A 24,483-nucleotide genomic window follows, 5' to 3' on the forward strand; every position below is an offset into this window, starting at 1 on the left:
CAGAGGATGGCCGAACCCGGCCGCGGGCTGGTTCTGGTGGTGGAGGACGAGGCAGCGATCGCCGAGGTGATCGAGCTGTACCTGCGCCGGGACGGTTTCGACGTCCGGATCGAGTCCGACGGCGAGGCGGCTCTCGCGGCGTGGCGTCGGTTGCACCCGGTCGCGGTGATCCTCGACATCGGTCTCCCGGGCCGCGACGGCGCGGACGTGTGCCGGACGATGCGGGCGGCGGGGGACTGGACGCCGGTCCTGTTCGTCACCGCCAGGGACGACGAAGTCGATCGTCTGCTGGGGCTGGAACTCGGCGCGGACGACTACATCACGAAGCCGTTCAGCCCGCGCGAGCTGGCCGCCCGCGTCCGGACCGTCCTCCGGCGCACGGCAGGCGGCGTTCCGGCGGCGGGCGAGGTGCTCTCGGTGGGTCTGGTGCGGGTCGATATCGGCCGCCGCCGGGCCTGGGCGGGTGAGACCGAGGTGAGCTTGACGTCGACCGAGTTCGACCTGCTGGCGCAGCTGTTCCGGCGCCCGGGCCGGGTGTTCGAACGCGACGAGCTGCTCAGTTCGGTCTGGGGATACCAGTCCGCCGCAGGCACGCGGACCGTTGACGTGCACATCGCCCAGTTGCGCGCGAAGCTCGGGGCGGCCAGCCCGATCCGTACCGTCCGCGGCGTCGGCTACGCGGCCGACCGCGATTGATGGCCGACTGATGCCCGTCGAGGTCCGGGCCCCCGACGAGGCCGGCCGTGGCTCCCTGGCCACCCGGATCGTGTTGACGTGTGTGGCTGTCGCAGGGGTCGCTGTGCTGGTGGCGGGTCTGGTCATGGCAGGGCTCGCGAAGCGGTCCGCGCAGACCGTGCTGCAGCAGTCGCTGGCCGCGCAGGCGGACGTGATCGCCGGCCAGGTGGATCAGCGTGGCCTGAGTTCGCGTGCGGCCGGGCTCGGAAGGGTTGCGCAGGTCGTCCGCGGCCAGGGCATCGTCGTCGTACTGCTCCTGCCGCGGAGGGGGATCCAGTCGACCGACGGATCCTCGACCCAGGCTGCAATCACGGCCGGCCTCGAGGGCATCGGCAGCACGCAACGGATCTCCACCGAGGTACGGGTCGGCGGTACCGACTACCTGGTCGAAGCTCGCGGTCTCGGCGACAGCTCGGGGTTCGCTCTGGTCGAACCGGTCCGGCTGGCCGCCGACACCCAGCGGATCCTCATCCGCAACATCCTGTTCGCACTCGGCGCCGGTCTGCTGGTCGCCACTCTCGCTGGTGCCCTACTCGGACGGCTCCTGGGCCGTCCACTGCGCCGTACGGCGGACGTCGCGGCCGCGATGCGTCAGGGCCGGCGTGATCTCCGAGCACCGGTCGAAGGACCGACCGAGGTCGCCGAGGTCGCGGCCGCGGTCAACGAACTCTCGATCGCCCTGCAGCACAGCGAGGCGCGGCAGCGCGAGTTCCTGCTGTCGGTCTCGCACGAGTTGCGTACTCCGCTGACCGCGGTTCACGGGTTCGCCGAGTCGCTCGCCGACGGGGTCGCGACCGATCCGCGGCATGCCGGTCAGGTGATCCAGCAGGAATCGCAGCGGCTCGAACGGCTGGTCAGCGACCTGCTGGACCTGGCGCGGATCGGTGCGGATCAGTTCCGGCTCGACCTCGCCCAGGTGGATCTGCGCGAGACGCTCGTCGCCTGCGCCGAAGTCTGGCGCGTGCGCTGCGAGCGCCAGGGCGTCCGGTTCCACCTCGAGCTGCCGCCGGTGCCGGCCGTCGCGACCACGGACCCGCGAAGGATCCGGCAGGTCCTGGACGGTCTGGCCGAGAATGCTCTCCGCGTCACCCCGGCAGGCGCACAGCTGACGATGTGGTTGGGGCGGACGCCGGGACACGTCACGATCCAGGTCCGCGACGGCGGTCCGGGCCTGTCGCCGGAGGACTACGCGGTCGCTTTCCAGCCCGGCGTACTCAACCAGAAGTACCGCGGGCGACGGCCGGTCGGTTCGGGGATCGGGCTCGCGCTGGCTCAGGGGCTGGTCACCAGACTGGGCGGCACGCTCACGGCCGGACCGGCGCCGGAGGGCGGCGCCGGGTTCACGATCGTGCTGCCGGCTACTTGACCAGGATCGTCTTCGAATCGGTGTTGGTGACGCTGCCGTCGGCGTCGGAGATCAGATACGCCTCGATCTGCCACGGCCCGGGCGTCAGCGAGACCGAGAACGCGAACGGCGAGAACTTCTGACCTTCCGTGGTGGTGGTGAAGCTCTTCTTGGTCTCGCGGGTCTTCAGGTTCGTCAGCTGGTAGTTGACGGTCGCCTCGAACGCGCTCGCGGTGCCCTGGACGGTGACCTTGCCGCCGGTGACCGCGCCCTCGCTGGGCGAGGTGATCCAGACGAGCGCCTGGACATCCGCCGCCTGCGCGCGGCCGAGCGGAGTACTGGTGTCGACCTGGCCGAAGAGCTTCTGGACCGCCCGGCCGGCCTGGGTGACCTGGATCGACGTGGTGTCGTCCTGGAGCGCGCCCTGCACGGTGTAGATCAGCTGCTGGGCGGCGACCTTGGCGAGATCGGGGTCCAGGTCGGTCTTCGGGAGTTGCTTGAAATCGACCGTGACGACGCCGTCCGAGCGGGTGACCCGGTTCACTGCGGCGCCGCGCCAGACCGAGTAGTAGTCCGGGTCCTCGGGCTGCTTGGTGGTCATGATCCGGACCGCTTCTTCGGCCGGGCGGCCGCTGACCTTCGCCCACGTGCGGTACAGCTTCGCGGCGGACTTCTTCGGTACGCCGACCTGCTGGCCGAGCCAGTAGACCGGGACGAGGGCGCTACGGACCGGCTGCTCGGGGACGCCGCCTGCGGTCGGGCCGACCGTTTTCACCGCTGCCGATGTCGACGCGGTCGGCGGCTGGGTGGCCGCGGTCGGGACCGGCGACGGTGCGGGGGAGGCGACGGACGGCGTCTGACTGGGGAGTACGCCGGTCGCGCTGGTCGTCGTACCCGGGCCGGCGACCGCGTCGCCGTCGTTCGCGGTGGTGTCGTTCCCGTTGAACACCGTGAACGCGCCGACCGCCGCGGCCGTACCCAGTGCGGCCACGCCGGCGGTCAGGAGCCAGGGGCGTCGGGCGACCGGCCGGCGCTGGGCGTGCGCGCGGGCGCGGATCTCCGGCAGCGCGTCGGCCGGCTCGATCCGGTCCGCCTCGTCCCGCAGGGCCCGGCGCATCAGCTCGTCGAACGGATCGTTCGGGTTCTGGTCGTTCATAGGTTCTGCTCCAGGAGCTGGCGCAGCGACTTGGTCGCGCGCGCGGCGTGGCTCTTCACGGAGCCCCGGCTGATGCCCATCGTGTCGGCGATCTCGGCCTCCGACAGGTCGCCGTAGTACCGGAGCACCATCACGGTGCGCTGCTTCTCCGGCAAGGTCCGCATCGCCTCGATGACGCGGTCGGTCTCGGCGGTCCGCAGTACCGCCTGCTCCGCGCTCGGCTCATCGGGAAGGGTCTTCGGGGTGTGCTTGTCCACCACCACCAGGTGCCGCTGGCGGGACCGACAGCGGTTCACCACCGCGGTCCGCAGGTACGCGAGTGCCTTGTGGGGGTCGCGCAGCCGGTGCCAGCGTCCGTGCATCGCGACGAACGCGTCCTGCACGATCTCCTCCGCCGCGCCGGTGTCGCGCAGCAACAGGGCGCCGAGGCGGACGAGCGAGGTGTAATGAGCGGTGTAGACAGCCGTCAGCGCCTCGTCGGCATCCCACGAGGACTCATGTGTCACGCACTCTTCGTACACCACGGCCGGTTGAGCCACGAAAAGACGACGCCAAGACCCCGTCCCAGGTTGACAACAGGTTGGCCCGATCTGGTGGGAACCTGAAGGGATGAAGCAGCGCGGTGACGGCCGGTGGTCGGGCCATCACGACATCACGTACGCCGCGGTGGCGCGGCTGTACCAGCACGTTGCCGCACCGGATCGGACTGTCCGCGGTCTGCGACAGGACGAGTACGCCGCCGCCGTCGACAAGGCCCAGGCCTATCAGGACCGCCCGTTCGGCGTGGGCGTGATCACGAACTTCGGCGGACTCGGCAAGTCCTTCCCGTACGTCGGCCTCGGCCCGACCACGCACTCGGCGTACTCGAACCCGGACGCGCAGCGCGAGCACTTCATGGCCGACCCGTTCCGCAAGGGCTGGGACAACCTGGACACGAACGCGGCGTACATCCTCGAGCAGTTGACGGCCGCGCACGCCTCGCCACACCTCGAGTTCGGCCATCTCGGTGCGGCCGCTCATGCCCTGCAGGACAGCTATTCCGGAGCGCACGCCTGGCGCGAGGACTCGGTGTACGACGGTGATCCGACCGCCCCGGTCGTCTCGCTGCACGTGTTCACACCGGCGCACGCGGTGGGAGTCGACGACGGCAGGAACACCCACTCCGACGAGTTCGACACCCCGCCGGCGACCTCCGGGTCCACTCGTGCGGCGGTCGAGGCGACGTACCGGATGCTGCGTTCCTACGAGCTCAACCGGGGATCTTCGCTGGAGAATGCGCTGCAGGCCGACCTCGGCCCGATGCTTCAACCGTCCCCGGCCGGTGTCACCGTCAGCCTGCACCCGAGCCGGGAGTGGACCCTCGAACGGAACCGGCGGCTCGCGCTCGAGCACGGTGTGATCACGCCCGGTCCGGAGGCGGACGAAGTCGCCCGGTTGAGCGGGATCCTGGCCCCGAGCGCCGCGCCGGGCCGGGCGGGCAAGCAGCAGGCAACGCCCCGGAGGCCCTCCGGGAGCGTGTCCCGGGGAATTACGAGTGAGGCTGTCGGACGGGGCGGCTAGCATGGGAGGTCACATCACCCGTACTCAGGAGGAAGAGCCTGTCCAGGCCACGCAGTATCGAACCGGAGGCGCGCGCGAACGGCACAGTTCAAGGCGCCGCCGCCAGTGCGCAGGCATCACACAAGATCGTCGTGCCGAACAGCATCGACATGGTGGCCCTGCTCGGAGCCCGGGACGAGTTCCTCCGCATCGTCGAGAAGGAGTTCGCCGCCGACATCATGGTCCGCGGCAACGAGATCACGCTCAACGGTGAGCCGGCCGAACTGGCCCTGGCCGAGCGGCTGATCGACGAGCTGATCGCGGTGGTCCGGACCGGGCACGGGCTGACCGCCGACTCGGTCGAGCGCAGCATCGCGATGATCAAGCAGGCCACGGCCGAGAGCCCGGCCGACGTGCTGACGCAGAACATCCTGTCCAGCCGCGGCCGCACGATCCGCCCGAAGACGCTGAACCAGAAGCGGTACGTCGACGCGATCGACAAGAATACGATCGTCTTCGGCATCGGCCCGGCCGGCACCGGCAAGACCTATCTGGCGGTCGCCAAGGCGGTCCAGGCGCTGCAGGCCAAGGAGGTCAACCGGATCATCCTGACCCGGCCGGCCGTCGAGGCCGGCGAGCGGCTCGGGTTCCTGCCCGGCACCCTGTCGGAGAAGATCGACCCGTACCTGCGCCCGCTGTACGACGCCCTGCACGACATGCTCGACCCGGAGTCGATCCCGCGGCTGATGACGGCCGGCACGATCGAGATCGCGCCGCTGGCCTACATGCGCGGCCGGACGCTGAACGACGCCTACATCATCCTGGACGAGGCCCAGAACACCTCGCCGGAGCAGATGAAGATGTTCCTCACCCGGCTCGGTTTCGGCTCGAAGATGGTCGTCACCGGCGACGTCACCCAGGTCGACCTGCCGACCGGGACGAACTCGGGTCTGCGCGTCGTCCAGGACATCCTCGAGGGCGTGCAGGACCTGACCTTCTGCCGGCTGACCTCGCACGACGTGGTCCGGCACAAGCTGGTCGGACGGATCGTCTCGGCGTACGAAAACTATGAAGGTAGTGCTGACAACCACCGATGAACGTCGAGGTCAACAACGAGTCCGGGGTGGAGATCGACGCCCACGGACTGATGCGGCTCAGCCGGTTCGTGATGTCGTCCCTGAAGCTGCACCCGGAGTGTGAGCTGTCGATCAAGCTGGTCGACGAGGACACCATGGCGCGGTATCACGTCGAGTTCCTGGACCTGCCGGGTCCGACCGACGTGATGTCGTGGCCGATGGACGAGCTGCGCCCCGGTCCGTCCGACGACGACGACGGCGACCTGCCGCTCGGACATCTCGGCGACATCGCGCTCTGCCCGACCGTCGCGGCCGCGCAGGGCGCGAAGGCCGGCCACGGCACGTGGGCCGAGCTGGAACTGCTGACGGTGCACGGCATCCTGCACCTGCTCGGGTACGACCACGCGGAACCCGCCGAGAAAGCGGAGATGTGGGACGTCCAGGGCCGCCTGCTGGAAGCATGGCGGGCACCTGGGAACCGGCTCGAGAGTGTCTGAGGCAGGAGTGACGTTGCGGTGACCTCCCACGACCTCGTTCTCCTGGTTGTGGCTGCGGTGCTTGTCCTGCTCGCCGGCTTGTTCGCCGGCGCCGAGGCAGCGCTGTCGTCGTACTCGAAGGTGCGCGCGAACGAGCAGGTCGAGCTGGGCAACCTGCGGGCCGTTCGGCTGCGGGACCTGCTGTCCGACGCCCCGCGGTACCTGAACTCGCTGCTCCTGCTGCGGCTGATCTGCGAGATCACTGCGATCGTGCTGGTCACCCAGGCGCTGTCCGGAGTCCTCTCGGTGACCTGGGAGCACATCCTGATCACCGCCGTGGTGATGGTGCTGGTGTCGTACGTGATCATCGGGGTCGCGCCACGGACGCTCGGCCGGCAGCACTCGGACCGGTTCGCGATCATCTCGGCCGGGCCGGTGATGGCGCTGACCAAGATCCTCGGGCCGCTGCCGAAGTTCCTGATCCTGATCGGCAACGCGCTGACCCCGGGCAAGGGGTTCGCCGAAGGCCCGTTCGCGACCGAGGCCGAGCTGCGGGCGCTGGTCGACTACGCGGAGAAGTCCGCGGTGATCGAGTCCGGCGAGCGGCAGATGATCCACTCGGTCTTCGAGCTCGGTGACACGATCGTCCGCGAGGTGATGGTGCCGCGGACCGATATGGTCTACATCGAGCGGCACAAGAAGCTCCGCCAGCTCACCTCGCTGGCGCTGCGGTCCGGCTACTCGCGGATCCCGGTGATCGGCGAGTCGCTCGACGACATCCTCGGCGTCGCCTACCTCAAGGACGTGATGCGCCGCGTCTACGACAATGCGCAGGCCGAGTCGACCGAGCGGGTCGAGTCGGTGATGCGGCCGTGTATGTACGTCCCGGACTCCAAGCCGGTCGACGAGCTGCTCCGCGAGATGCAGGCGGCCCGGATGCACCTGGCGATCGTCGTCGACGAGTACGGCGGTACGGCGGGACTCGTGGCGATCGAGGACATCCTCGAGGAGATCGTCGGCGAGATCACCGACGAGTACGACGAGGATCCCGACTCGGTGCAGGAGCTGTCCGACGGCTCGTACCGGGTGTCGAGCCGGTTGCCGATCGACGAGCTCGGCGAGCTGTTCGGCGTACCGCTGGACGACGACGATGTGGACACGGTCGGCGGCCTGATGGCCAAGCTGCTCGGCAAGGTGCCGATCCCCGGCGCCGAGGTCGCGATCGCGGGCCTGTCGCTGACGGCGGAGCGGCCGTCCGGCCGCCGCAACCAGGTAGGTACGGTTCTGGTACGACGCGAGGAGCCCACTCCCGCGCCCCAGGACCAGAACCACCAGCACGCCTAGCCCCTTCCTTCCTTCCTTCCTTTGGAGTTTTTGTTGTCAGACCTCTCGGCGGAGGACGCCAAACTCGTCACGCTCGCACGGGCTGCCCGGGCCCGGACACGGGCCGCTGAAGGAGCCGCGGTCCGCGACTCCGACGGACGGACGTACGCCGCGTGCACGGTCGCGCTCGACACGGTCGAGCTGACCGCACTGCAGCTTGCGGTCGCGATGGCGCTCGCGTCGGGTGTGAAGGGTCTGGAAGCCGCCGCGGTCGTCACCGACGCCGATTCCGTCGATGTCGGGGTCGTACGGCACTTCGCCGGCGCCAACATTCCCGTCGTACATGCCAATGGCACCGGAGAGGCCCGCGATGTCGTCCACACCTGAGAACTTCAAGGCAGGGTTCGCCTGCTTCGTGGGTCGGCCCAACGCCGGCAAGTCCACGCTCACCAACGCGCTGGTGGGCAAGAAGATCGTCATCACCTCGTCGAAGCCGCAGACCACGAGGCACGCGGTCCGCGGGATCGTGCACCGGCCGGACGCGCAGCTGATCCTGGTCGACACCCCGGGGCTGCACAAGCCGCGCACGCTGCTCGGCGAGCGATTGAACGATCTGGTGAAGACCACCTGGGCCGAGGTCGACGTGATCGCGATCTGCCTGCCGGCCAGCGACAAGATCGGGCCCGGTGACCGGTTCCTGGTGACGGAGGCGGCGAAGGTCGCGAAGACGCCGAAGGTTGCGCTTGCCACCAAGGCCGACCTGGTCGAGCCGGATCGGATGGTCGAGCACCTGGCCGACATCGCCAAGCTGGGGGAGTCGGTCGGGATCGAGTGGGCGTCCGTGGTCCCGGTCTCGGCGACGTCCGGTTACCAGGTCGACGTGGTCGCCGACGAGCTCGTGAAGCTCCTGCCGGCGGGTTTCCCGCTCTACCCGGACGGCGACATCACCGACGAACCGGAGGAGACGCTCGTCGCCGAGCTGATCCGCGAGGCCGCGCTGGAAGGTGTGCGGGACGAGCTGCCGCACTCGATCGCGGTCACCATCGACGAGATGAACCTGCGCGAGGACCGTCCCGAGAACAAGCCGCTGCTGGACATCTACGCGAACATCTTCCTCGAGCGGGAGAGCCAGAAGGGCATCGTGATCGGCCACAAGGGCGCCCGCCTGCGCGAGGTCGGCGCGGCGGCCCGGAAGCAGATCGAGGCCCTGCTCGGCACGCCGGTGTACCTCGACCTGCACGTCAAGATCGCCAAAAACTGGCAGACAGACGCGAAGAACCTGCGCAAACTGGGATTCTGATGAATCTGCAGAACCCCGTGTACGCCGCTCTCACCGGCCCGCACTCCCAGCTCGCCGAGTTCCGCGGCAACGCCCGCCGTTACCCGTCGGCCGTAGCGCCGTTCCTCGCGCTGCCCGACCGGCCCACCGAGCAGGACTGGGCCGACGCGACCGCGCTGCTCGGTCCCGGTACGACGGGCGCCCTGATGCGACCGGCGCTTCCGGTGCCGGACAGCCTGAAGGTGGACCTGGAGATCCCGCTGGTCCAGTTCGTCGCCCCCGCGTCGCTGCCTGCTCCCGATCCCGAGGTCGTGCTTCTCGGCGTGGACGACGTACCCGAGATGCTCGCGCTCGTCGCCCTCACCGACCCGGGCCCCTTCCGCGGCCGCACGATCGAGCTCGGCACCTACCTGGGCATCCGCCGCGAGGGCGAGCTGATCGCAATGGCGGGGACGCGGTTCGCCCTCCCCGCCCACACCGAGATCAGCGCCGTCTGCACCCACCCGGCCCACCAGGGCCAAGGCCTGGCCACCCGCCTCATCCGCGCAGTAGCCGCCCAGATCGCCACGTCAGGCCGGACCCCGTTCCTCCACACCGGCGCCTCCAACACCACCGCCATAGCCCTCTACAACAAAGTAGGCTTCACCCTCACCAACCAGATGCACGTAACCATCGTCCAGCCGGCGTGAACGACCTCGCCCACGCCAGAACGGGCCTTGGGCAACCTGTTGCAGCGCGACCGGATGCTCACCACTTCTCGGGGCTGTGGACATGCTGTGGGGTCCGGAGACAGGCAATAACCTGTCTCCGGACCCCAGTTCCTGTCCCCAGCGCCGGTTGCTGCCTCAAACCCTTGAGCCTGGGTACCGCTTGCTGGGTTTCACCCTCTCCAGCGAGATGAAGGTCACAGTGGTTCAGGCGGTCTAGCCTGGAACTGTTGCAACAAGGTGCAAATGCGGCGCGTTGTGTCCCCCGCGCGCGTTAAGCTCGCGCACGATCTCGAGGCCCATCGAGGTCACACATGTCCTGAGGGGGACTCCCAGTATGAAACTGCAGCGCTTCGCGCTCGCCCTGGCCGGGGTCGGCATGCTCGCCGCCACGGCTGCTGCCGGCCCGGCGACCGCCGCCGTCCGGTCCAACCCGACGCCGGCGATCGCCCACTCGGCCGAGGGCAACCTGAAGACGACGCCGAACACCAAGCTCGCCTCCGCGGGATGCCTGCAGGATGTCGGCTTCAACACCCCGACGCCGGGGATCAACGACGTCCTGGTCACGCCGGCCAAGCCCCCGCGCGGTGAGTGGTTCGGGGAGTTCAAGTTCGTCGGCACCCGTCTCAACACGACGTGGTACGGCGTGCTGACCGACACGCACTTCTACTACCACAGCCTGTTCGTGCAGGGCGGCACGCTGTACCGCGGTGTTACCTACTTCGACACCGACAACGCCCGGCCGACGTACGCGCGGATCGGCTCCGGCTGGACCAGCTTCACTCAGCTCGTGACGTCGAACTACGCGATCACCGCGCCGAACCGCTCGTACCTGTACGGGCTGAGCACCAACGGCAGCCTCTACCGCTACGCGGCGTCGGGTGCCACCTTCCGGGCGCTCGGCCACTTCCCGGGCTTCGAGGGCTTCAAGGCGATGACCGTGATCTCCGAGACCCCGACCTACGACACGCTGCTGATGACCACCAAGGCAGGCGCGCTCTGGACGGTCCGGATCCCGGCCGCGGCCTCGACCAAGCCGATCCTGAAGCTGGTCCGGAGCACGGGCTTCGCGGCGTACGAGTCGTTGGCCGCCAGGGAGTGCGGCGTCAAGGGCGGCACGCTGGTGACCGGTTTCGACAACGACACCGACTCGGCGTACCAGTACGCGATGAGCAAGTTCAACGGCTCGGCGACGGCTGTCACGTCCTACGGCCGGGTCACCGGCGGCACCATCCCGGGCACCGGCATCTTCTCGATCACCGGTCACTGGAACCAGCTGATCGGCGAGTGAGCTTTCAGCAGTAGAAGCCGGGGGCGTCGCTGGTTGCGGCGCCCCCGGTCTGTTCAGAGCTTCTTCTGGTAGGCCAGGATGCGGGCGATGATCCTGTAGTTGAGTTGTTCGTTGATGCTGATCATGTGGTTGTTGGATTCGGCGTTCCAGGTGTCGACCTGGGTCAGGGCCGGTTCGGCCTCGCGGAGCCAGAGGAGCATGGCGGACTTCACCAGGGCGCCGAGGCGGTGGCCGCGGTGGGCTCGGTCGACCGCGGTGTCGTGTTGTTCGCCGATGTGGGGGCGTTCGCGCTCGACCGAGATGACCGTGTGACCGGCCAACGCGCCGGTGGACTTCTCGCGGGCGATCACGCGGTAGACGGTGTGGTCGCTCCTGGACTGCGCCTCTTCGTACGCCCGCAGCCGCTCGGGGCTGTAGACGTCGTCCTCCATGTCGAGGTCGTCCTTCGGGGCGTCGTTGATGGAGGCGGTCAGCGTGACCATGTCCTCCAGCAACTCCTCCGGCAGCGGGCCGGTCAGCTTCGTCAGCTCGTACGCCGTGGACGCCGCGACCGCGTCGTCGTACAGCCGCTGCACCACGCCGTAGTCCAGCCCTGTCAGGTCCTGCCGGCGGTTCACCTCGACGGCCTTCTGGACGAACCCGTGCCGCCGGGCGAACGCGTCCGCCTTGGGCAGGTCGATGCAGCCGTAGCCGATCGTGTCCCGGCCGAGCTCGCGGGCGAACCCCTCGGCGTACTCGATCAGCGCCGACCCGACACCACGACCGCGATGATCCGGATGGACGTCGACGTCGACCCAGATCTGGTTCGTGTTGTCGTAGGTGTTGACGCCCACTGCCAGGAGTCCGACGGCGGTCCCGTCCGCCTCCCGCGCCAGGTAGGCATACTCAGGCTCCATGTCCCACCCGTAGCGCAGCATGTTCGCGAACCCACGCGCCGTGGGCTCCAGCATCTCCGGGCAGTCGAGCTTGAGGCCGGCGCTCTTCAGCGCAACGGCCTCGGTGCACCCGGCTTCGTCGTCGGGGGACAGTCTCGTGATCTCCACAGGCCCAGCGTCCACCGGGCGACCGGTTTACCGCGACTGGTTTATCCGCGGTCGAGAAGTTCCTCGCTGAGCTTCCACAGCCGCCGCGCGTTCTCCGGGTCGATCGCATACGGCAGTACGCCGAACGCGCCCGGCGTCACCGCCAGCACGTCGGTGTCCGGTACGTCGGACGCATGCACCGCCGCGATGTCCACGTCCTCGCAGTACACCCCGCCGTACCCGTCGAGCTGCGGGCTGACCGCGCACCACACCTGCGTCGCCGCGCCCTGCTCGACAGTCTTCAGCCCGCGCGCGGGATCGATGATCGGCTCGTAGTTCTCGTCCAGGAACCCGCCCTCGCGCAACGTTTCGCGGTTCGAGTAGCGGGCCAGATGCGTGATGATGCTGCCCGGATGGACGGCGAAGGCGCGGATCCCGTTCGCCCGCTCCCGCTCGTCCAGCTCGACGGCGAAGAGGATGTTCGCGGTCTTCGACTGCCCGTACGCCGAGTACGGCGCATACTCGCGATGCTCGAAGTTCGGGTCGTCGAAATCGACCGCGCTGTACCGGTGCCCGCGCGACGACACCGCCACCACCCGCGCGCCGCCGGCCTGCCGCAACGCCGGCAGCAACCGCGTCGTGAGCTGGAAGTGCCCGAGGTGGTTCGTCGCGAACTGCGACTCGTACCCGCGGCCATCCCGGGTCAGCGGATTCGCCATGATCCCCGCACTGTTCACCAGGATGTGCAGCGGCCGCCTCGACGCCAGGAACCGGTCCGCGAACGCGTCGATGCTCGCCGGATCGAGCAGATCCAGCTGTTCCACGGCAACTCCGTCGATATCCGCCAACTCGGCAGATGCCCGCGCCACATCCCGCGCCGGCACGATGACGTCGGCTCCCGCGGACCGGAGGGCGCGGACTGTCTCCTTGCCCAGCCCGGAGTACCCGCCGGTGACGATCGCGACCTTCCCGTGCAACTCGACGCCTTCGAGTACGTCGTACGTCGTGGAAGCCGCGCTGAATCCTGAACCCATCGGTGTTTGCATACTTCGACGGTATGCCGGGATATCCGGACGCAGAATGCTTGAGAGTGCCGATAACTTGCGTGATCGTACGGATATAGTGGAGGTATGGCTGATCCGCTCACCGATACCCTCGCGCTCACCGAGGCACACTGCCACGTCTCGCGCGGCTTCGAGGCGACCGGCGAGTGGGCGCTGCACTATCCGGCGACCAACCGGCTCAAGTTCACCGCCGCCGTCGAGGGGACGTGCTGGATCGACTTCGACGACGAGCTCGCCACGGGCCGCATCGAGCTCGAGCCGGGGGATGTCGTGCTGTTCGACGGCCGGCACGAGTTCGTGAAGGGCAACTCCGACGCCGTACCGGTCGAGGACGCGGTCGCCGCGTTCGGCGCCACCGACGGGCCGATCGCCCGCTTCGGCAGCGGCACCCTGACCGGAGAAGGTCCACGGGTCGTCGGCGTCGGCGGCCACGTCAGCCTGAATCGCACCGGCGAGGAACTGCTGATGCGCGCCCTCCCGCCGGTCATCCATCTCCGCGCCACCGACGAGCAGTCGTCGACGTTCCACTGGCTGCTGAACCGGTTGTTGCATGAGGCAACAACCGCCGAACTCGGCGCGAGCTTGGCCGCCGACGACGTCGCGCACCTGCTCTTCCTCGAGGCGCTGCGTGCCTGCCTCGCGCAGGCCGAGGACCTCCCGGTCGGCTGGCTGCGCGCGATCGCCGACGAGCGCATCGCCCCGGCCCTGCGTCTGATGCACGACGAGCCCGGTCGGGCGTGGCAGCTCGACGAGCTCGCCCGGGCCGCCGCGATGTCGCGTACGACGTTCGCCGAGCGTTTCCGCTCCGTGGCCGGCGTGCCGCCTCTCACCTACCTGCTCAACTGGCGCATGCGCCTCGCCGAGCGAGCGCTGCGCGACGACGATCAGTCGTTGTCCGCCCTCGCGCACTCGCTCGGTTACACGTCCGACAGCGCCTTCAGCAACGCCTTCAAACGCGTCAACGGCGTCGCTCCCCGGCGATTCCGCGAGGCCGCGCGGGCGACCCGGGCAGCTCCGGAAGTGGACGAAGCTACGGCTTAGGCATTCCGTAGGCGTGGTCGACGGTCATCGAGAACATCAGCCGCTTGTCCTCGACCATCACCGCGCGGTACTCGTCCCAGTTCGGGTGCTCGCCCGACGCGGTCCGGTAGTAGTCGACGAGGTCCTCGACAACGGCGTCGTGCGGGTCGGCGGCGACCGGGCTGAGCTCGGCCTTGCCTTCCAGTACGACGTACGTGCGCCCGCGCGGACCGTCGACGTACAGGCTGGCGCGCGGATCGCGGCGCAGGTTCTTGGTTTTGGCCCGGTCGTCGGTCAGCGAGACCCGGACCCGGGTGCCGTCGAACACATAGGTGACATTGGACAGCTGCGGCCGTCCGTCGCGCTTGATGGTGACCAGGACGCCGAGCCCGTGCGTGCCGATCCGGTCGAGGAGGGATTCCGTCATACCGACAGCTTAAAATTTCAAGTGCCCTTGAAGGCAAGGACGACGTCACTCTGAGTGTCTCGTCCGGGAGACCCCCGGTTCGACGGGCCGGGGGAGTTGTGCATAGAGTGGTTGCCATCATGCGGCACCAGCTTCTCCTCCTTCGCTGCCGCGGCGAGGCCTGTTAAGGCCGGTTCCCTCGCCGCGGAGTTCTGCCTGCGCCGTTCGTGCAGCCGCCGGTCGTCCTAGCGACCCCGCAGTAGACAGCTTCTCGAGGAGAACCCCGTGGCACCCAAAAACCAGCCGAAGCCCGTCCAGCAGCCGTCCGGTATGCCGACCCACCGCTACCGCGCGTTCCCGCCGATCGACCTGCCGGACCGCACCTGGCCGGCCAAGTCCGTCGACCGCACGCCGCGCTGGCTGTCCACCGACCTCCGCGACGGCAACCAGGCCCTGGTCGAGCCGATGTCGCCCGCCCGCAAGCGGCGGATGTTCGACCTGCTGGTGAAGATGGGCTACAAGGAGATCGAGGTCGGCTTCCCGAGCGCCAGCCAGTACGACTTCGACTTCGTCCGCAGCCTGATCGAGTCCGACGCGATCCCGGGCGACGTGACGATCTCGGTGCTGACCCAGGCCCGCGAGGAGCTGATCGAGCGGACCGTGCAGTCGCTGCAGGGCTCGCCGAAGGCCACGATCCACCTCTACAACGCGACCGCGCCGCTGTTCCGCCGGGTCGTCTTCAACGTCGACAAGGCCGAGTGCCGCAACATCGCCGTCCGCGGCACCGAGACCGTGATGAAGTACGCCGACGAGATGCTCGGCGACTGCGAGTTCGGGTACCAGTACAGCCCGGAGATCTTCACCGGCACCGAACTGGAGTTCGCGCTCGAGGTCTGCGAGGCGGTCAGCGACGTCTGGCAGCCCGCCGAGGGCCGCGAGATCATCCTGAACCTGCCGGCCACCGTCGAGATGTGCACCCCGAACGTGTACGCCGACCAGATCGAGTGGTTCGGCCGGCACCTGACCCGGCGTGAGCACAGCGCGATCAGCCTGCACCCGCACAACGACCGCGGTACGGCGGTGGCGGCGACCGAGCTCGCGCTGATGGCCGGCGCCGACCGGGTCGAGGGCTGTCTGTTCGGGCACGGTGAGCGCACCGGCAACGTCGACCTGGTCACGCTGGGGATGAACCTGTTCAGCCAGGGCATCGACCCGCAGATCGACTTCTCCGACATCGACGAGATCCGCCGTACGGTCGAGTACTGCACGCAGATGCGCGTTCCCGAGCGCCAGCCGTACTCCGGCGACCTGGTCTACACCGCCTTCTCCGGCTCGCACCAGGACGCGATCAAGAAGGGCCTGGAGGCGCTGGACAAGCAGGCCGCGGCCGAGGGCAGGCCGGTCGCCGACATCGCCTGGGAGGCGCCGTACCTGCCGATCGACCCGAAGGACGTCGGCCGCAGCTACGAGGCCGTGATCCGGGTCAATTCGCAGTCCGGCAAGGGCGGCGTCGCGTACATGATGAAGTCCGAGCACCGCCTCGACCTGCCGCGCCGGCTGCAGATCGAGTTCAGCCGGGTGATCCAGCAGCACACCGACAACGAGGGCGGCGAGGTCGGCCCGCAGCAGATGTGGGACATCTTCGCGGCCGAGTACCTTGCACCGGGCAAGCTGTCGCTGCTGAGCGTCAACTCGACCTCCGGCGAGGGGCAGGGCGACCAGCTCCGGGTTCAGGTCTATTCCAATGGTGTGCCCCACGAGTTGGTTGGCGAGGGCAACGGACCGGTGTCGGCCTTCGTGGACGCGCTCAAGCCGCTCAAGTACGACGTACGCGTACTGGACTATCACGAGCACGCGCTGTCCGCCGGCGGTGACGCGCTCGCCGCCGCGTACGTCGAATGCGAGGTCGGCGAGGACGTTTTCTGGGGTGTCGGGCGGGATGCGAACATTCTCACAGCCTCGCTGAAGGCCGTGGTCTCGGCTGTCAACCGCGCCACGCGCTGACCGCGTCACATTCTTCCGGCGAATCGCCCGTCTCTGTTTCAGAGGCGGGCGTTTCCAGTACGCCCCGGTACCGTTGCGTCACTGACCGCAACGTTGTCTCAACGTTGCCTCAAGACGTTGACTCGATGACCGAGGTTGCGCACACTGTCGTCACTATGCGCAGATCCTTGCAAGACAGCGTTACTAAGTCGTGCTGTTGAGTGGTCTGCGCCACCGACTTTCCCTGGCAGTCGCGTGGAGGTGAGCAGTGAGCGGTGCGGTCGAGACACCCGCGTCGAAACTGATCGAAGGACCGGTTGTCGAACCGAGACCCTCGGCTGTTTCGCGCTTCTTCAACGCCTGGCTTGTCCGAAGACTCTTCAAGGCCGTCCTGACCGTCTTCATCGTCACCAGCGGTACGTTCTTCTTGGTCAGGCTGCTGCCGGGTAACCCGGTCGACACCTACATCCAGACCCAGATCGCGCAGACCGGCATCTCGTACGAGGCCGCCGCAGCGCAGGCGAAGAACCTGTTCTCCCTGGATCCGAACGCCCCGCTGATCCAGCAGTACGCGACGTACATGGTGAACCTGCTGAAAGGCGACTTCGGCAACTCGGCGCTCTCGCCGGGCACGTCCGTTGCCTCGGTCATCAAGACCTACCTGCCCTGGACGCTGTTCTCCGTGGGGGTGGCGACGGTGCTCGCGTTCGTCATCGGCATCGTCGCGGGCATGATCATGGCGTACCGCCGCGAGACCTGGGTCGACCATTCGCTCACCTCGATCGGCGCGTTCCTGCACGCGATCCCGAACTACATCCTGGCGATCCTGATCGTCGTCTTCCTCGGGGTGAAACTGCAATGGTTCAACCTGACCGAGGCGCGCGGCTCGTACACACCAGGCGTGCATCCGTCGTTCAGCCTGTCCTTCCTGAACGACATCTTCTACCACGCGGCGCTGCCGATCCTGGCCTACACGCTGACCACGGTCGGCTCCTGGGCGCTGGTGATGAAGTCGTCGACCGTGGAGACGCTCGGTGAGGACTACGTGACCGTCGCCCGGGCCCGCGGCCTGTCCGACTCGCGGATCAGGAACGGGTACGTCGGCCGCAACGCCGTCCTGCCGCTGTTCAGCGCGCTCGCGGTCTCGCTCGGATTCGTGGTCGGCGGGGCGATTTTCGTGGAGAAGATCTTCGGGTACCAGGGCATCGGGTTCAGTCTCTTCAACGCGGTCAACGGTCGGGACTACGCCGTCCTGCAGGGGATCTTCCTGGTCATCACGATCTCGGTGGTGGCCGCCAACCTGCTCGCCGACATTCTCTACAGCCGGCTGGATCCGCGGATCCGCGTCCAGGGCAAGGGGTGACGAGATGACTGAAGCAACGATCCCGGTCACCGCGATCGGAACCACCGGCGTGTCACGCTTCGCCGGCATCATGAAGTCGCTGCGGCGCAGTCCGGCCGGATTCATCGGCTTCGTGCTGGTGGCCCTGCTGGTGCTGATCAGCGCGATCGGGCCGTTCTTCACCCCGGAAGTGGCGCCGAACGTCAAGGAGATCCTGCTCCCGGCGGGAACGCCCGGGCACCTGCTCGGCACCGACAACGAGGGCAAGGACGTCCTGATCCAGATGATCGCCGGCGGCCGGACGGTGATCTTCGTCGGCTTCGTCGCCGCGGCGATCTCCACCATCATCGCCATCGTGCTCGGCTCCCTGGCCGCCTACCTCGGCGGCTGGGTCGACTCGGTCGTCGTCACGGCCGCCGACGTCTTCCTGACCGTTCCGCAGATCGTCCTGCTCGCGGTCCTCGGCGCGTTCTTCAAGCTCGACTCGCCGGTCCTGCTGGCGCTGCTGGTCGGCGGCCTGTCCTGGCCGGTGCTGACCCGGGCCGTCCGGGCCCAGGTGTTCTCACTGAAGGAACGTGAGTTCGTCGAAGCCGCACGACTGCTGGATCTCGGCACGCCGCGAGTGGTGTTCGTCGAGATCCTGCCGAACATGGCCAGCTTCATCCTGATGAACTTCATGATCGGCGTGACGAACGCGATCTATCAGCTGGTCGGCCTCTACCTTCTCGGTCTGGCCCCGCTGACCGGGTCGAACTGGGGCATCATGCTCAACCGCGCCTGGATCGCCGGCGCGATCTTCAACGACAACAGCCTGGCCTGGATCCTCAGCCCGATTGTCGCGATCATCCTGCTGCTGCTCGGATTGGTGATGATGACGAGATCCCTCGAAGAGATCCTCAACCCGCGTCTCCGGGACCGGTGACGATGGTGACGACGACTCCCTCGGGTAAGACAAGCACGGCGACCGCCCGCGCGGTGCGTGGCGGCGAGGGCAAGCCGCTGCTGTCGATCCGCGACTTCAAGGTCGAGTACCGCACCGGCGGCGGCGCGACGGTGCAGGCGGTCCGCGGCGTCGACCTCGACCTCTACCCGGGCGAGAGCCTCGCCCTGGTGGGGGAGAGTGGCTGCGGCAAGACGACGTTCGGGCTCGGGCTGCTCCGGCTGCTGCCGCGGCTCGGTCACGCGAGCGGCAAGGTGATCTTCAACCGCGGCGACGGCACCGAGATCGACATCCTGGGCCTGGACGGGCGCGACCTGCGGGAGTTCCGCTGGCGGGACGCGGCGATGGTCTTCCAGGGCGCGATGAACGCGTTCAACCCGGTGCTGAAGATCCGCGCACACATGCATGACACGATGCGCGCGCACACCAAGGCGACCCGCCAGGAGATCGAGGACCGCGCCGGTGAGCTGCTCCGGCTGGTGCGGCTCGAGCCGGAGCGGGTGATGGACTGCTATCCGCACGAGCTGTCCGGCGGTATGCGGCAGCGCGTGCTGATCGCGATGAGCCTGCTGCTCGAGCCCGAGGTCCTGATCCTGGACGAGCCGACCACGGCGCTCGACATCCTCACGCAGCGGTCGATCGTCGACGTACTGCACGAGGTGCGGGAGCGGCTCGGCTTCTCGATGATCTTCATCTCGCACGACCTGTCGCTGGCCGCCGAGCTCGCCGACCGGGTCGCCACCATGTACGCCGGACGGCTGGTCGAGACCGGCGGCGTACGGGATCTGTTCTACCGCCCGCGGCACCCGTACACGCTCGGACTGATCAAGGCCGTGCCGCCGATCGTGGGTGATCTGCCCGACCTGGAGTCGATCCCGGGCGGTCCGCCGAGCCTGGCCGCGCTGCCGAAGGGCTGCACCTTCAACCCGCGGTGCAAGTTCGCCACGGACGAGTGTCGAGAGGCCGAACCGGACCTGCTCCCGGTGACCGACGAGCCGGGCAGCGCCCATGACGTCGCCTGCATCCACTGGAAGGACGTGCACCTCGACCGCGAGGTGCCCAACCAAGACTTGGGGACCGCGTCATGAGCGCGCTGGAGAAGACCCCGGAGACCACCGCGGAGAGCCGTACGCCGTTGATGACGCTGGCCGGCGTCAGCCAGGTGTTCGACACCAAGGCCGGTCCGATCCGCGCGGTCGACAACATCGATCTGTCGGTCAACCCCGGCGAGGTGCTCTGCCTGGTCGGCGAGAGCGGCTCGGGCAAGACCACCGCGGCCCGGATGGCGGCCGGTCTGGCGCGGCCGACCGACGGGAAGGTCGAGTTCGCCGGCAACGACATCTGGTCGATGAACCGCAGCGACTTCGGCAGGTTCCGCCGCGGCGTGCAGTACGTCCACCAGGACCCGTACGCGTCGCTGAATCCGACCCGGACGATCCTGCAGACGATCACCGCCCCGCTGCTCAAGCACCGTGTTGTCAAGGGCAACAAAGCGGCCGCCGACAAGGCCGCCGAGCTGCTCACCAAGGTCGACCTGACCCCGCCGGAGAACTACCTGCCGAAGTTCCCGCACCAGCTGTCCGGCGGACAGCGCCAGCGGGTCTCGGTCGCGCGGGCGCTCACGCTGGACCCGAAGCTGATCATCGCGGACGAGTCGACCTCGATGCTCGACGTGTCGATCCGGATCAGCGTGCTGGCGATGCTCGGCCGGCTGCGCGACGACCTCGGGGTCGGGTTCCTGTTCATCACCCACGACCTCGCGATCGCGAAGTACTTCGGCTGGAACGGCAAGACCGCGGTGATGTACCTCGGCCGGATCGTCGAGTTCGGTCCGACGCCGAAGATCATCAACGCGCCGACGCATCCGTACACCCGGGCGCTGATCGACGCGATCCCCGAGCCGGATCCGGACCTGACCAAGACCAAGGGCCGGGAATCCCTGCGCAGCCTGGAGATCCCGAGCCTGGCCCACCTGCCGAGCGGATGCTCGTTCCACCCGCGCTGCCCGTTGTTCGAGGACGGGCTGTGCGACGGCGAGGTTCCGCAGCTGGTCGAGATCCGTCCCGGTCAGTCCGCGGCCTGCCACGTGGTGGCCCGCGACGGCGCCGGGGAGGTCCGGCCCGATGAGCCGGTGGCCTGATGTCACCGCAGATCGGCCGGGCGGCGCTCGGCTGGGCGACGTTCCTGATCCTGGCCAGCGGAGCGTTGCTGCTCACGCTGTCGCCCGGCACTCCGGAGTTCGTCGTCACCCTGTTCACCTTGTGTTTGGGCCTGCTACTGGGCCTGATCGTCGTCGTCGGGGTCGTCTGGACCCGGCGGCGGGAAAAACGCGAGGGCGGTTCGCAGTAACTCAAACCAGTAGTGCCTGACCCACACAGTCGTGCGGTCAGATCAGAAAGGACGAAGGAATGAGTCCCACCGGCACCAACGATTCCGGCACCAACCCCCCGGGGCCCAGCCCCCGGACCAACGCGATCTCGCGCCGGCACGTGCTCCAGCTGTTCGGCATCGCCGGCGTCGGCGTGGCCGGCATCGGGTCGCTGGAGGCTTGCTCGCCGAGTTCCCCGAACAGCAACAGCGGGGACAGCAGCAAGAACGCCACCAAGGAGTTCCACGGCGCGTACCCGTACCAGCTGCCGCCGAAGGGTCACTTCAACCTGGCCGCCGGTGTCACCGACGGCATCCAGCAGCAGAGCCCGTACCTCGACCTCGTCTACCCCAGCGGCGGCCTGTACTACTGGGCCGACAAGAAGTGGGAATGGATGATGGCCGAGTCCGGCACGCTGGACGAGGCGGCCAAGACGTACACGATGAAGCTCCGGTCCGGGCTGACCTGGAGCGACGGCAAGCCCGTCACCGCCAAGGACGTCGTGTCGACGTTCAACCTGCACTGGCTGATGCGCCAGCAGTCGTGGACGTTCCTGTCCGACGTCAACGCCAAGGACGACACCACGGTGACCTTCACCATCGGTACGCCGTCCACCGTGCTCGAGCGGTACATCCTCCGCGCGCCGATCATGCCCGACTCGGTGTATGGCGAGTGGGCCACCAAGGCCGAGACGATGCGTAAGGCCAAGACCAGCCTGGACAGCGCCGAGGGCAAGCAGCTCAACGGCGACTTCCAGAAGTTCCGTCCGGAGAACCCGGTCGTGTCCGGTCCGTTCAACTTCGACGCGAAGAACATGACCAACTCGCAGATGACGCTGGTCAAGAACGACAAGGGCCTGTTCGCCGACAAGATCGGCTTCAGCAAGGTTCTCCTGTACAACGGTGAGACCTCCGACATCACCCCCGTCGTCCTGAACAAGGACGTCGACTACGCGACCCACGGTTTCGCGGTCGCGACCGAGAAGACGCTGCAGTCCAGCGGCTTCCGGATCCTCCGGCCGCCGGTGTACTCCGGCCCGGCGCTCGTGTTCAACTACACCGCGCACCCGGAGCTGTCCGACCCGAAGGTACGCCAGGCGATCGCCTACGTCCTCGACCGCAACGAGAACGGCACTGTCGCGCTCGGCGACTCGGGCAAGCCGTGCAAGTTCATGGCCGGCTTCTCCGACATCTCCGTGCCGGACTGGATCTCCGACGCGGACCAGAAGAAGCTGAACGCCTACGAGAAGGACCTCGCCAAGGCCACCAGCCTGCTGCAGTCGGCGGGCTGGAAGCAGTCCGGCGGCAAGTGGATGCTGCCGAACGGCAAGCCGGCGGCGTACGACATCAAGTTCCCGACCGAGTTCGCCGACTGGAACCCGGCCGCCACCAACGCGGCCGACCAGCTGAACAAGTTCGGCTTCAACATCACCAAGCGGGGTATCACCTTCACCCAGCTGAACCCCGACGTCCTGGCCGGCAAGTTCGACTTCGCGATCCAGACCTGGGGCGCGTCGAACCACCCGCACCCGTACTTCGCGTTCGTGCAGAACCTGTACACGTTCAACTACGTGACGGCGGCGAACTCGGGCGGCAAGGGGATGAACTTCCCGCTGAAGCAGACCACCTCGGCCGGTCCGATCGACCTGCAGGCCGTGGTGGACAAGTCCGCACAGGGACTGAACATCGACGAGCAGAAGAAGAACGTCACCGCCGCGGCGATGGCCTTCAACGAACTGCTGCCGATCATCCCGCTCTGGGAGCGCTACGGTAACAACCCCGCGCTCGAGGGCACCCGGGTGGCGAAGTTCCCGGCCGACGACGACCCGATCCTGAAGAACGCGCCGTACGCGGACAACTTCGTGATCATGTACATGTACCAGGGCAAGGTCGCGCCGGTCTAACCACTGGCTTTTTGACCTGCTTGTCTGATTGGGTCGGCCGGGTGATCTTGGTACGCGAGATCGACCCGGCCGACCTGGCCTTGTTCGACGAGTGGTACGACGCCTTCCGGGCCGGCGCGGTCGCCGGCCGGAAGGCCGCGCTGGTGGCCGGGCGCGAGACGCTCGGCTACTCGCTGCGCAACCCCAGCCCGCTGAAGCAGCGGATCGCTGTCGGCGCCTTCGAGGACGACCGCGTGCTCGGCGGGATGCTGTTCGAGTACCGCCTGACCGACAACCTCGACACGGTCGAGGTCGACATCGACGTACCCGCGGAGCACCGGCGGCGCGGGATCGGCACTGCGCTGTGGCAATGGGCCGCGACGCGCTCGGCCCAGCTCGGGCGGACCATCGTCCAGGCGGAGCTCGGTGTCCCGTGTGAGCCCTGGGCGGGCGCCGCGTTCGCGGAGCGGCTCGGCTTCCAGGTGGAGCACGTCGAGGAGCACCTCGTCGTGCCGCTGCCGTACGACGACCTGCGGCTGGACGAGCTGCGGGAATCAGTGGGGCGCCTGGACGGATACCAGCTGACCTCGTGGGCGGGCGTGTGCCCGCCGGAGCATCAGCAGGCGTACGCCGATCTGCACACCGCGATGGATCTGGATGTGCCGACAGGTGGCATGACGCGCGAGCTGGTGCCGTGGACGGTCGACAAGCTCGAGGCGAGCGAGGCGCGGATCGACCGCAACTACCTCGCCCTGGTGACGATGGCCCACACGCTGGACGGCAGGCCGGCGGGGTACACGTTGCTCTACCTGCCGCGGGCCGACGCCGAGCACGCCCAGCAGGACGACACGCTCGTACTGCGCGAGCACCGCGGCCACAAACTCGGCACCCACCTGAAGCTGGCGAACCTCGAGCAGCTGGCGAAACACCGCACGACGCAACGCTATCTGCACACCTGGACCGCGCTGTCGAACGCCCCGATGCGCAAGGTCAACGCCCGCTTCGGCTTCCGCCCGGTCGAGGAGCACCGCGAACTCGAGCTGCGCCTGCCGAGGTTGCGCCCGGCGGCCCGTGCGGTGATCGTGGACGAGGACGAGCGCATCTTGCTGGTCCGGTTCGAGTTCGACGACGGCCCGCTGTGGGCGACGCCCGGCGGCGGTCTCGAGCCCGGCGAGACCGTGGTCGAAGGCCTCCGCCGCGAGCTCGTGGAGGAGGTCGGCCTGCGCGACTTCACCGACCCGCCACACCTCTGGCACCAGGAAGTCGTTGCCGAAGGCCACGCCACCGGCTACGACGGCGTCCTCAACGACTACTTCCTGATCCGTACTGCGGCGTTCGACCCGGCCGGCACGCTCAGCGCAGCCGAGCTCCGCGCCGAGAACGTCCACGCGATGAAGTGGTGGACCCGATCCGAGCTGGCGGCCCACAAGGGCCGCTTCGCCCCGCGCGACCTTCCCGCCCTGATCGACCGCCTGCTGACAGCCGGCCCACCGACCACACCCACCCAGCTCGCGCTGTGAGAATGCCGT

The 24,483-nt window shown here is 68.1% G+C and carries 24 protein-coding genes; 19 read left to right on the forward strand and 5 right to left on the reverse strand.

Features of this window, described 5'->3' with window-relative positions; translation table 11 throughout:
- Positions 1–6: 6 nt before the first annotated feature.
- Positions 7–696: a response regulator transcription factor gene (locus tag EV653_RS01970; RefSeq protein ID WP_134097354.1), complete on the forward strand. Its 690-nt coding sequence runs from the start codon at positions 7–9 to the stop codon at positions 694–696.
- A 10-nt stretch (positions 697–706) separates the two neighbouring features.
- Positions 707–2,101 carry a sensor histidine kinase gene (locus EV653_RS01975; protein ID WP_134097356.1) on the forward strand — a complete coding sequence of 465 codons (1,395 nt, stop codon included), beginning with the start codon at positions 707–709 and terminating at the stop codon, positions 2,099–2,101.
- On the opposite strand, the gene EV653_RS01980 is transcribed toward EV653_RS01975, so the two are convergent.
- Positions 2,094–3,236, reverse strand: coding sequence for a Gmad2 immunoglobulin-like domain-containing protein (locus EV653_RS01980; protein WP_134097358.1), 1,143 nt, complete (start codon positions 3,234–3,236; stop codon positions 2,094–2,096). The two genes, EV653_RS01975 and EV653_RS01980, sit on opposite strands and share 8 nt — an antisense overlap.
- Positions 3,233–3,742, reverse strand: coding sequence for a SigE family RNA polymerase sigma factor (locus EV653_RS01985; protein ID WP_238159508.1), 510 nt, complete (start codon positions 3,740–3,742; stop codon positions 3,233–3,235). The genes EV653_RS01980 and EV653_RS01985 overlap by 4 nt, the downstream gene beginning before the upstream one ends.
- A gap of 103 nt (positions 3,743–3,845) precedes the next feature.
- On the opposite strand from EV653_RS01985, the gene EV653_RS01990 reads away from it, so the two are divergent.
- The 8 genes from EV653_RS01990 (at position 3,846) to EV653_RS02025 (ending at position 10,927) form a co-directional block, all read left to right on the forward strand.
- Complete coding sequence (locus EV653_RS01990; protein ID WP_134097360.1) at positions 3,846–4,796, forward strand: hypothetical protein; 951 nt, start codon at positions 3,846–3,848, stop codon at positions 4,794–4,796.
- Between the two features lie 149 nt (positions 4,797–4,945).
- Positions 4,946–5,872 carry a PhoH family protein gene (locus tag EV653_RS01995; RefSeq protein WP_166679420.1) on the forward strand — a complete coding sequence of 309 codons (927 nt, stop codon included), beginning with the start codon at positions 4,946–4,948 and terminating at the stop codon, positions 5,870–5,872.
- A complete protein-coding gene (gene ybeY / locus EV653_RS02000; RefSeq protein WP_134097364.1) occupies positions 5,869–6,348 on the forward strand; it encodes an rRNA maturation RNase YbeY in 480 nt (159 codons plus the stop codon). Before EV653_RS01995 ends, ybeY begins: the two co-directional genes overlap by 4 nt.
- An 18-nt stretch (positions 6,349–6,366) precedes the next feature.
- Positions 6,367–7,671, forward strand: coding sequence for a hemolysin family protein (locus EV653_RS02005; protein WP_134097366.1), 1,305 nt, complete (start codon positions 6,367–6,369; stop codon positions 7,669–7,671).
- 30 nt (positions 7,672–7,701) lie between these two features.
- Entirely contained in the window at positions 7,702–8,037 is a 336-nt protein-coding gene (locus EV653_RS02010) for a cytidine deaminase (RefSeq protein WP_134103796.1), read from the forward strand.
- The gene (gene era / locus EV653_RS02015; protein WP_134097368.1) at positions 8,021–8,950 is read left to right on the forward strand and encodes a GTPase Era; all 930 of its coding nucleotides are present in this window, start codon (positions 8,021–8,023) and stop codon (positions 8,948–8,950) included. Before EV653_RS02010 ends, era begins: the two co-directional genes overlap by 17 nt.
- On the forward strand, positions 8,950–9,618 hold the full coding sequence (locus tag EV653_RS02020) for a GNAT family N-acetyltransferase (protein ID WP_202871456.1): 669 nt from the start codon (positions 8,950–8,952) through the stop codon (positions 9,616–9,618). Before era ends, EV653_RS02020 begins: the two co-directional genes overlap by 1 nt.
- Before the next feature lie 355 nt (positions 9,619–9,973).
- Positions 9,974–10,927 carry a hypothetical protein gene (locus EV653_RS02025; RefSeq protein ID WP_134097370.1) on the forward strand — a complete coding sequence of 318 codons (954 nt, stop codon included), beginning with the start codon at positions 9,974–9,976 and terminating at the stop codon, positions 10,925–10,927.
- A gap of 53 nt (positions 10,928–10,980) precedes the next feature.
- Here EV653_RS02025 and EV653_RS02030 read toward each other — a convergent pair whose 3' ends face one another.
- Entirely contained in the window at positions 10,981–11,970 is a 990-nt protein-coding gene (locus EV653_RS02030) for a GNAT family N-acetyltransferase (protein WP_238159509.1), read from the reverse strand.
- Between the two features lie 41 nt (positions 11,971–12,011).
- On the reverse strand, positions 12,012–12,995 hold the full coding sequence (locus tag EV653_RS02035) for an oxidoreductase (protein ID WP_134097372.1): 984 nt from the start codon (positions 12,993–12,995) through the stop codon (positions 12,012–12,014).
- A gap of 84 nt (positions 12,996–13,079) precedes the next feature.
- Here EV653_RS02035 and EV653_RS02040 point away from each other — a divergent pair, with 84 nt between their 5' ends.
- A complete protein-coding gene (locus EV653_RS02040) occupies positions 13,080–14,054 on the forward strand; it encodes an AraC family transcriptional regulator (protein ID WP_134097374.1) in 975 nt (324 codons plus the stop codon).
- Here the strand turns inward: EV653_RS02040 and EV653_RS02045 are convergent.
- On the reverse strand, positions 14,044–14,460 hold the full coding sequence (locus tag EV653_RS02045; protein ID WP_134097376.1) for a PPOX class F420-dependent oxidoreductase: 417 nt from the start codon (positions 14,458–14,460) through the stop codon (positions 14,044–14,046). The genes EV653_RS02040 and EV653_RS02045 overlap by 11 nt on opposite strands.
- Positions 14,461–14,769: 309 nt before the next feature.
- On the opposite strand from EV653_RS02045, the gene leuA reads away from it, so the two are divergent.
- From leuA to EV653_RS02085, 8 genes are all read left to right on the forward strand, one after another.
- Positions 14,770–16,443 carry a 2-isopropylmalate synthase gene (gene leuA / locus EV653_RS02050; RefSeq protein ID WP_202871623.1) on the forward strand — a complete coding sequence of 558 codons (1,674 nt, stop codon included), beginning with the start codon at positions 14,770–14,772 and terminating at the stop codon, positions 16,441–16,443.
- Between the two features lie 247 nt (positions 16,444–16,690).
- Positions 16,691–17,785 (forward strand): ABC transporter permease, encoded by a 1,095-nt coding sequence (locus EV653_RS02055; protein WP_238159510.1) that lies wholly within the window; start codon positions 16,691–16,693, stop codon positions 17,783–17,785.
- A gap of 4 nt (positions 17,786–17,789) precedes the next feature.
- On the forward strand, positions 17,790–18,686 hold the full coding sequence (locus tag EV653_RS02060; protein ID WP_134097380.1) for an ABC transporter permease: 897 nt from the start codon (positions 17,790–17,792) through the stop codon (positions 18,684–18,686).
- A 2-nt stretch (positions 18,687–18,688) separates the two neighbouring features.
- Positions 18,689–19,792, forward strand: a complete 1,104-nt coding sequence (locus tag EV653_RS02065) for an ABC transporter ATP-binding protein (RefSeq protein WP_134097382.1) — start codon at positions 18,689–18,691, stop codon at positions 19,790–19,792.
- Positions 19,789–20,844: an ABC transporter ATP-binding protein gene (locus tag EV653_RS02070; RefSeq protein ID WP_134097384.1), complete on the forward strand. Its 1,056-nt coding sequence runs from the start codon at positions 19,789–19,791 to the stop codon at positions 20,842–20,844. Before EV653_RS02065 ends, EV653_RS02070 begins: the two co-directional genes overlap by 4 nt.
- The gene (locus EV653_RS02075; protein ID WP_134097386.1) at positions 20,844–21,053 is read left to right on the forward strand and encodes a hypothetical protein; all 210 of its coding nucleotides are present in this window, start codon (positions 20,844–20,846) and stop codon (positions 21,051–21,053) included. Before EV653_RS02070 ends, EV653_RS02075 begins: the two co-directional genes overlap by 1 nt.
- A gap of 59 nt (positions 21,054–21,112) precedes the next feature.
- Positions 21,113–22,975 (forward strand): ABC transporter substrate-binding protein, encoded by a 1,863-nt coding sequence (locus EV653_RS02080; protein ID WP_134097388.1) that lies wholly within the window; start codon positions 21,113–21,115, stop codon positions 22,973–22,975.
- A 41-nt stretch (positions 22,976–23,016) separates the two neighbouring features.
- Complete coding sequence (locus EV653_RS02085) at positions 23,017–24,474, forward strand: bifunctional GNAT family N-acetyltransferase/NUDIX hydrolase (RefSeq protein WP_134097390.1); 1,458 nt, start codon at positions 23,017–23,019, stop codon at positions 24,472–24,474.
- Positions 24,475–24,483: the final 9 nt, after the last annotated feature.

Origin of the sequence: Kribbella pratensis (assembly GCF_004365355.1) — a bacterium.
GTDB lineage: Bacteria > Actinomycetota > Actinomycetes > Propionibacteriales > Kribbellaceae > Kribbella.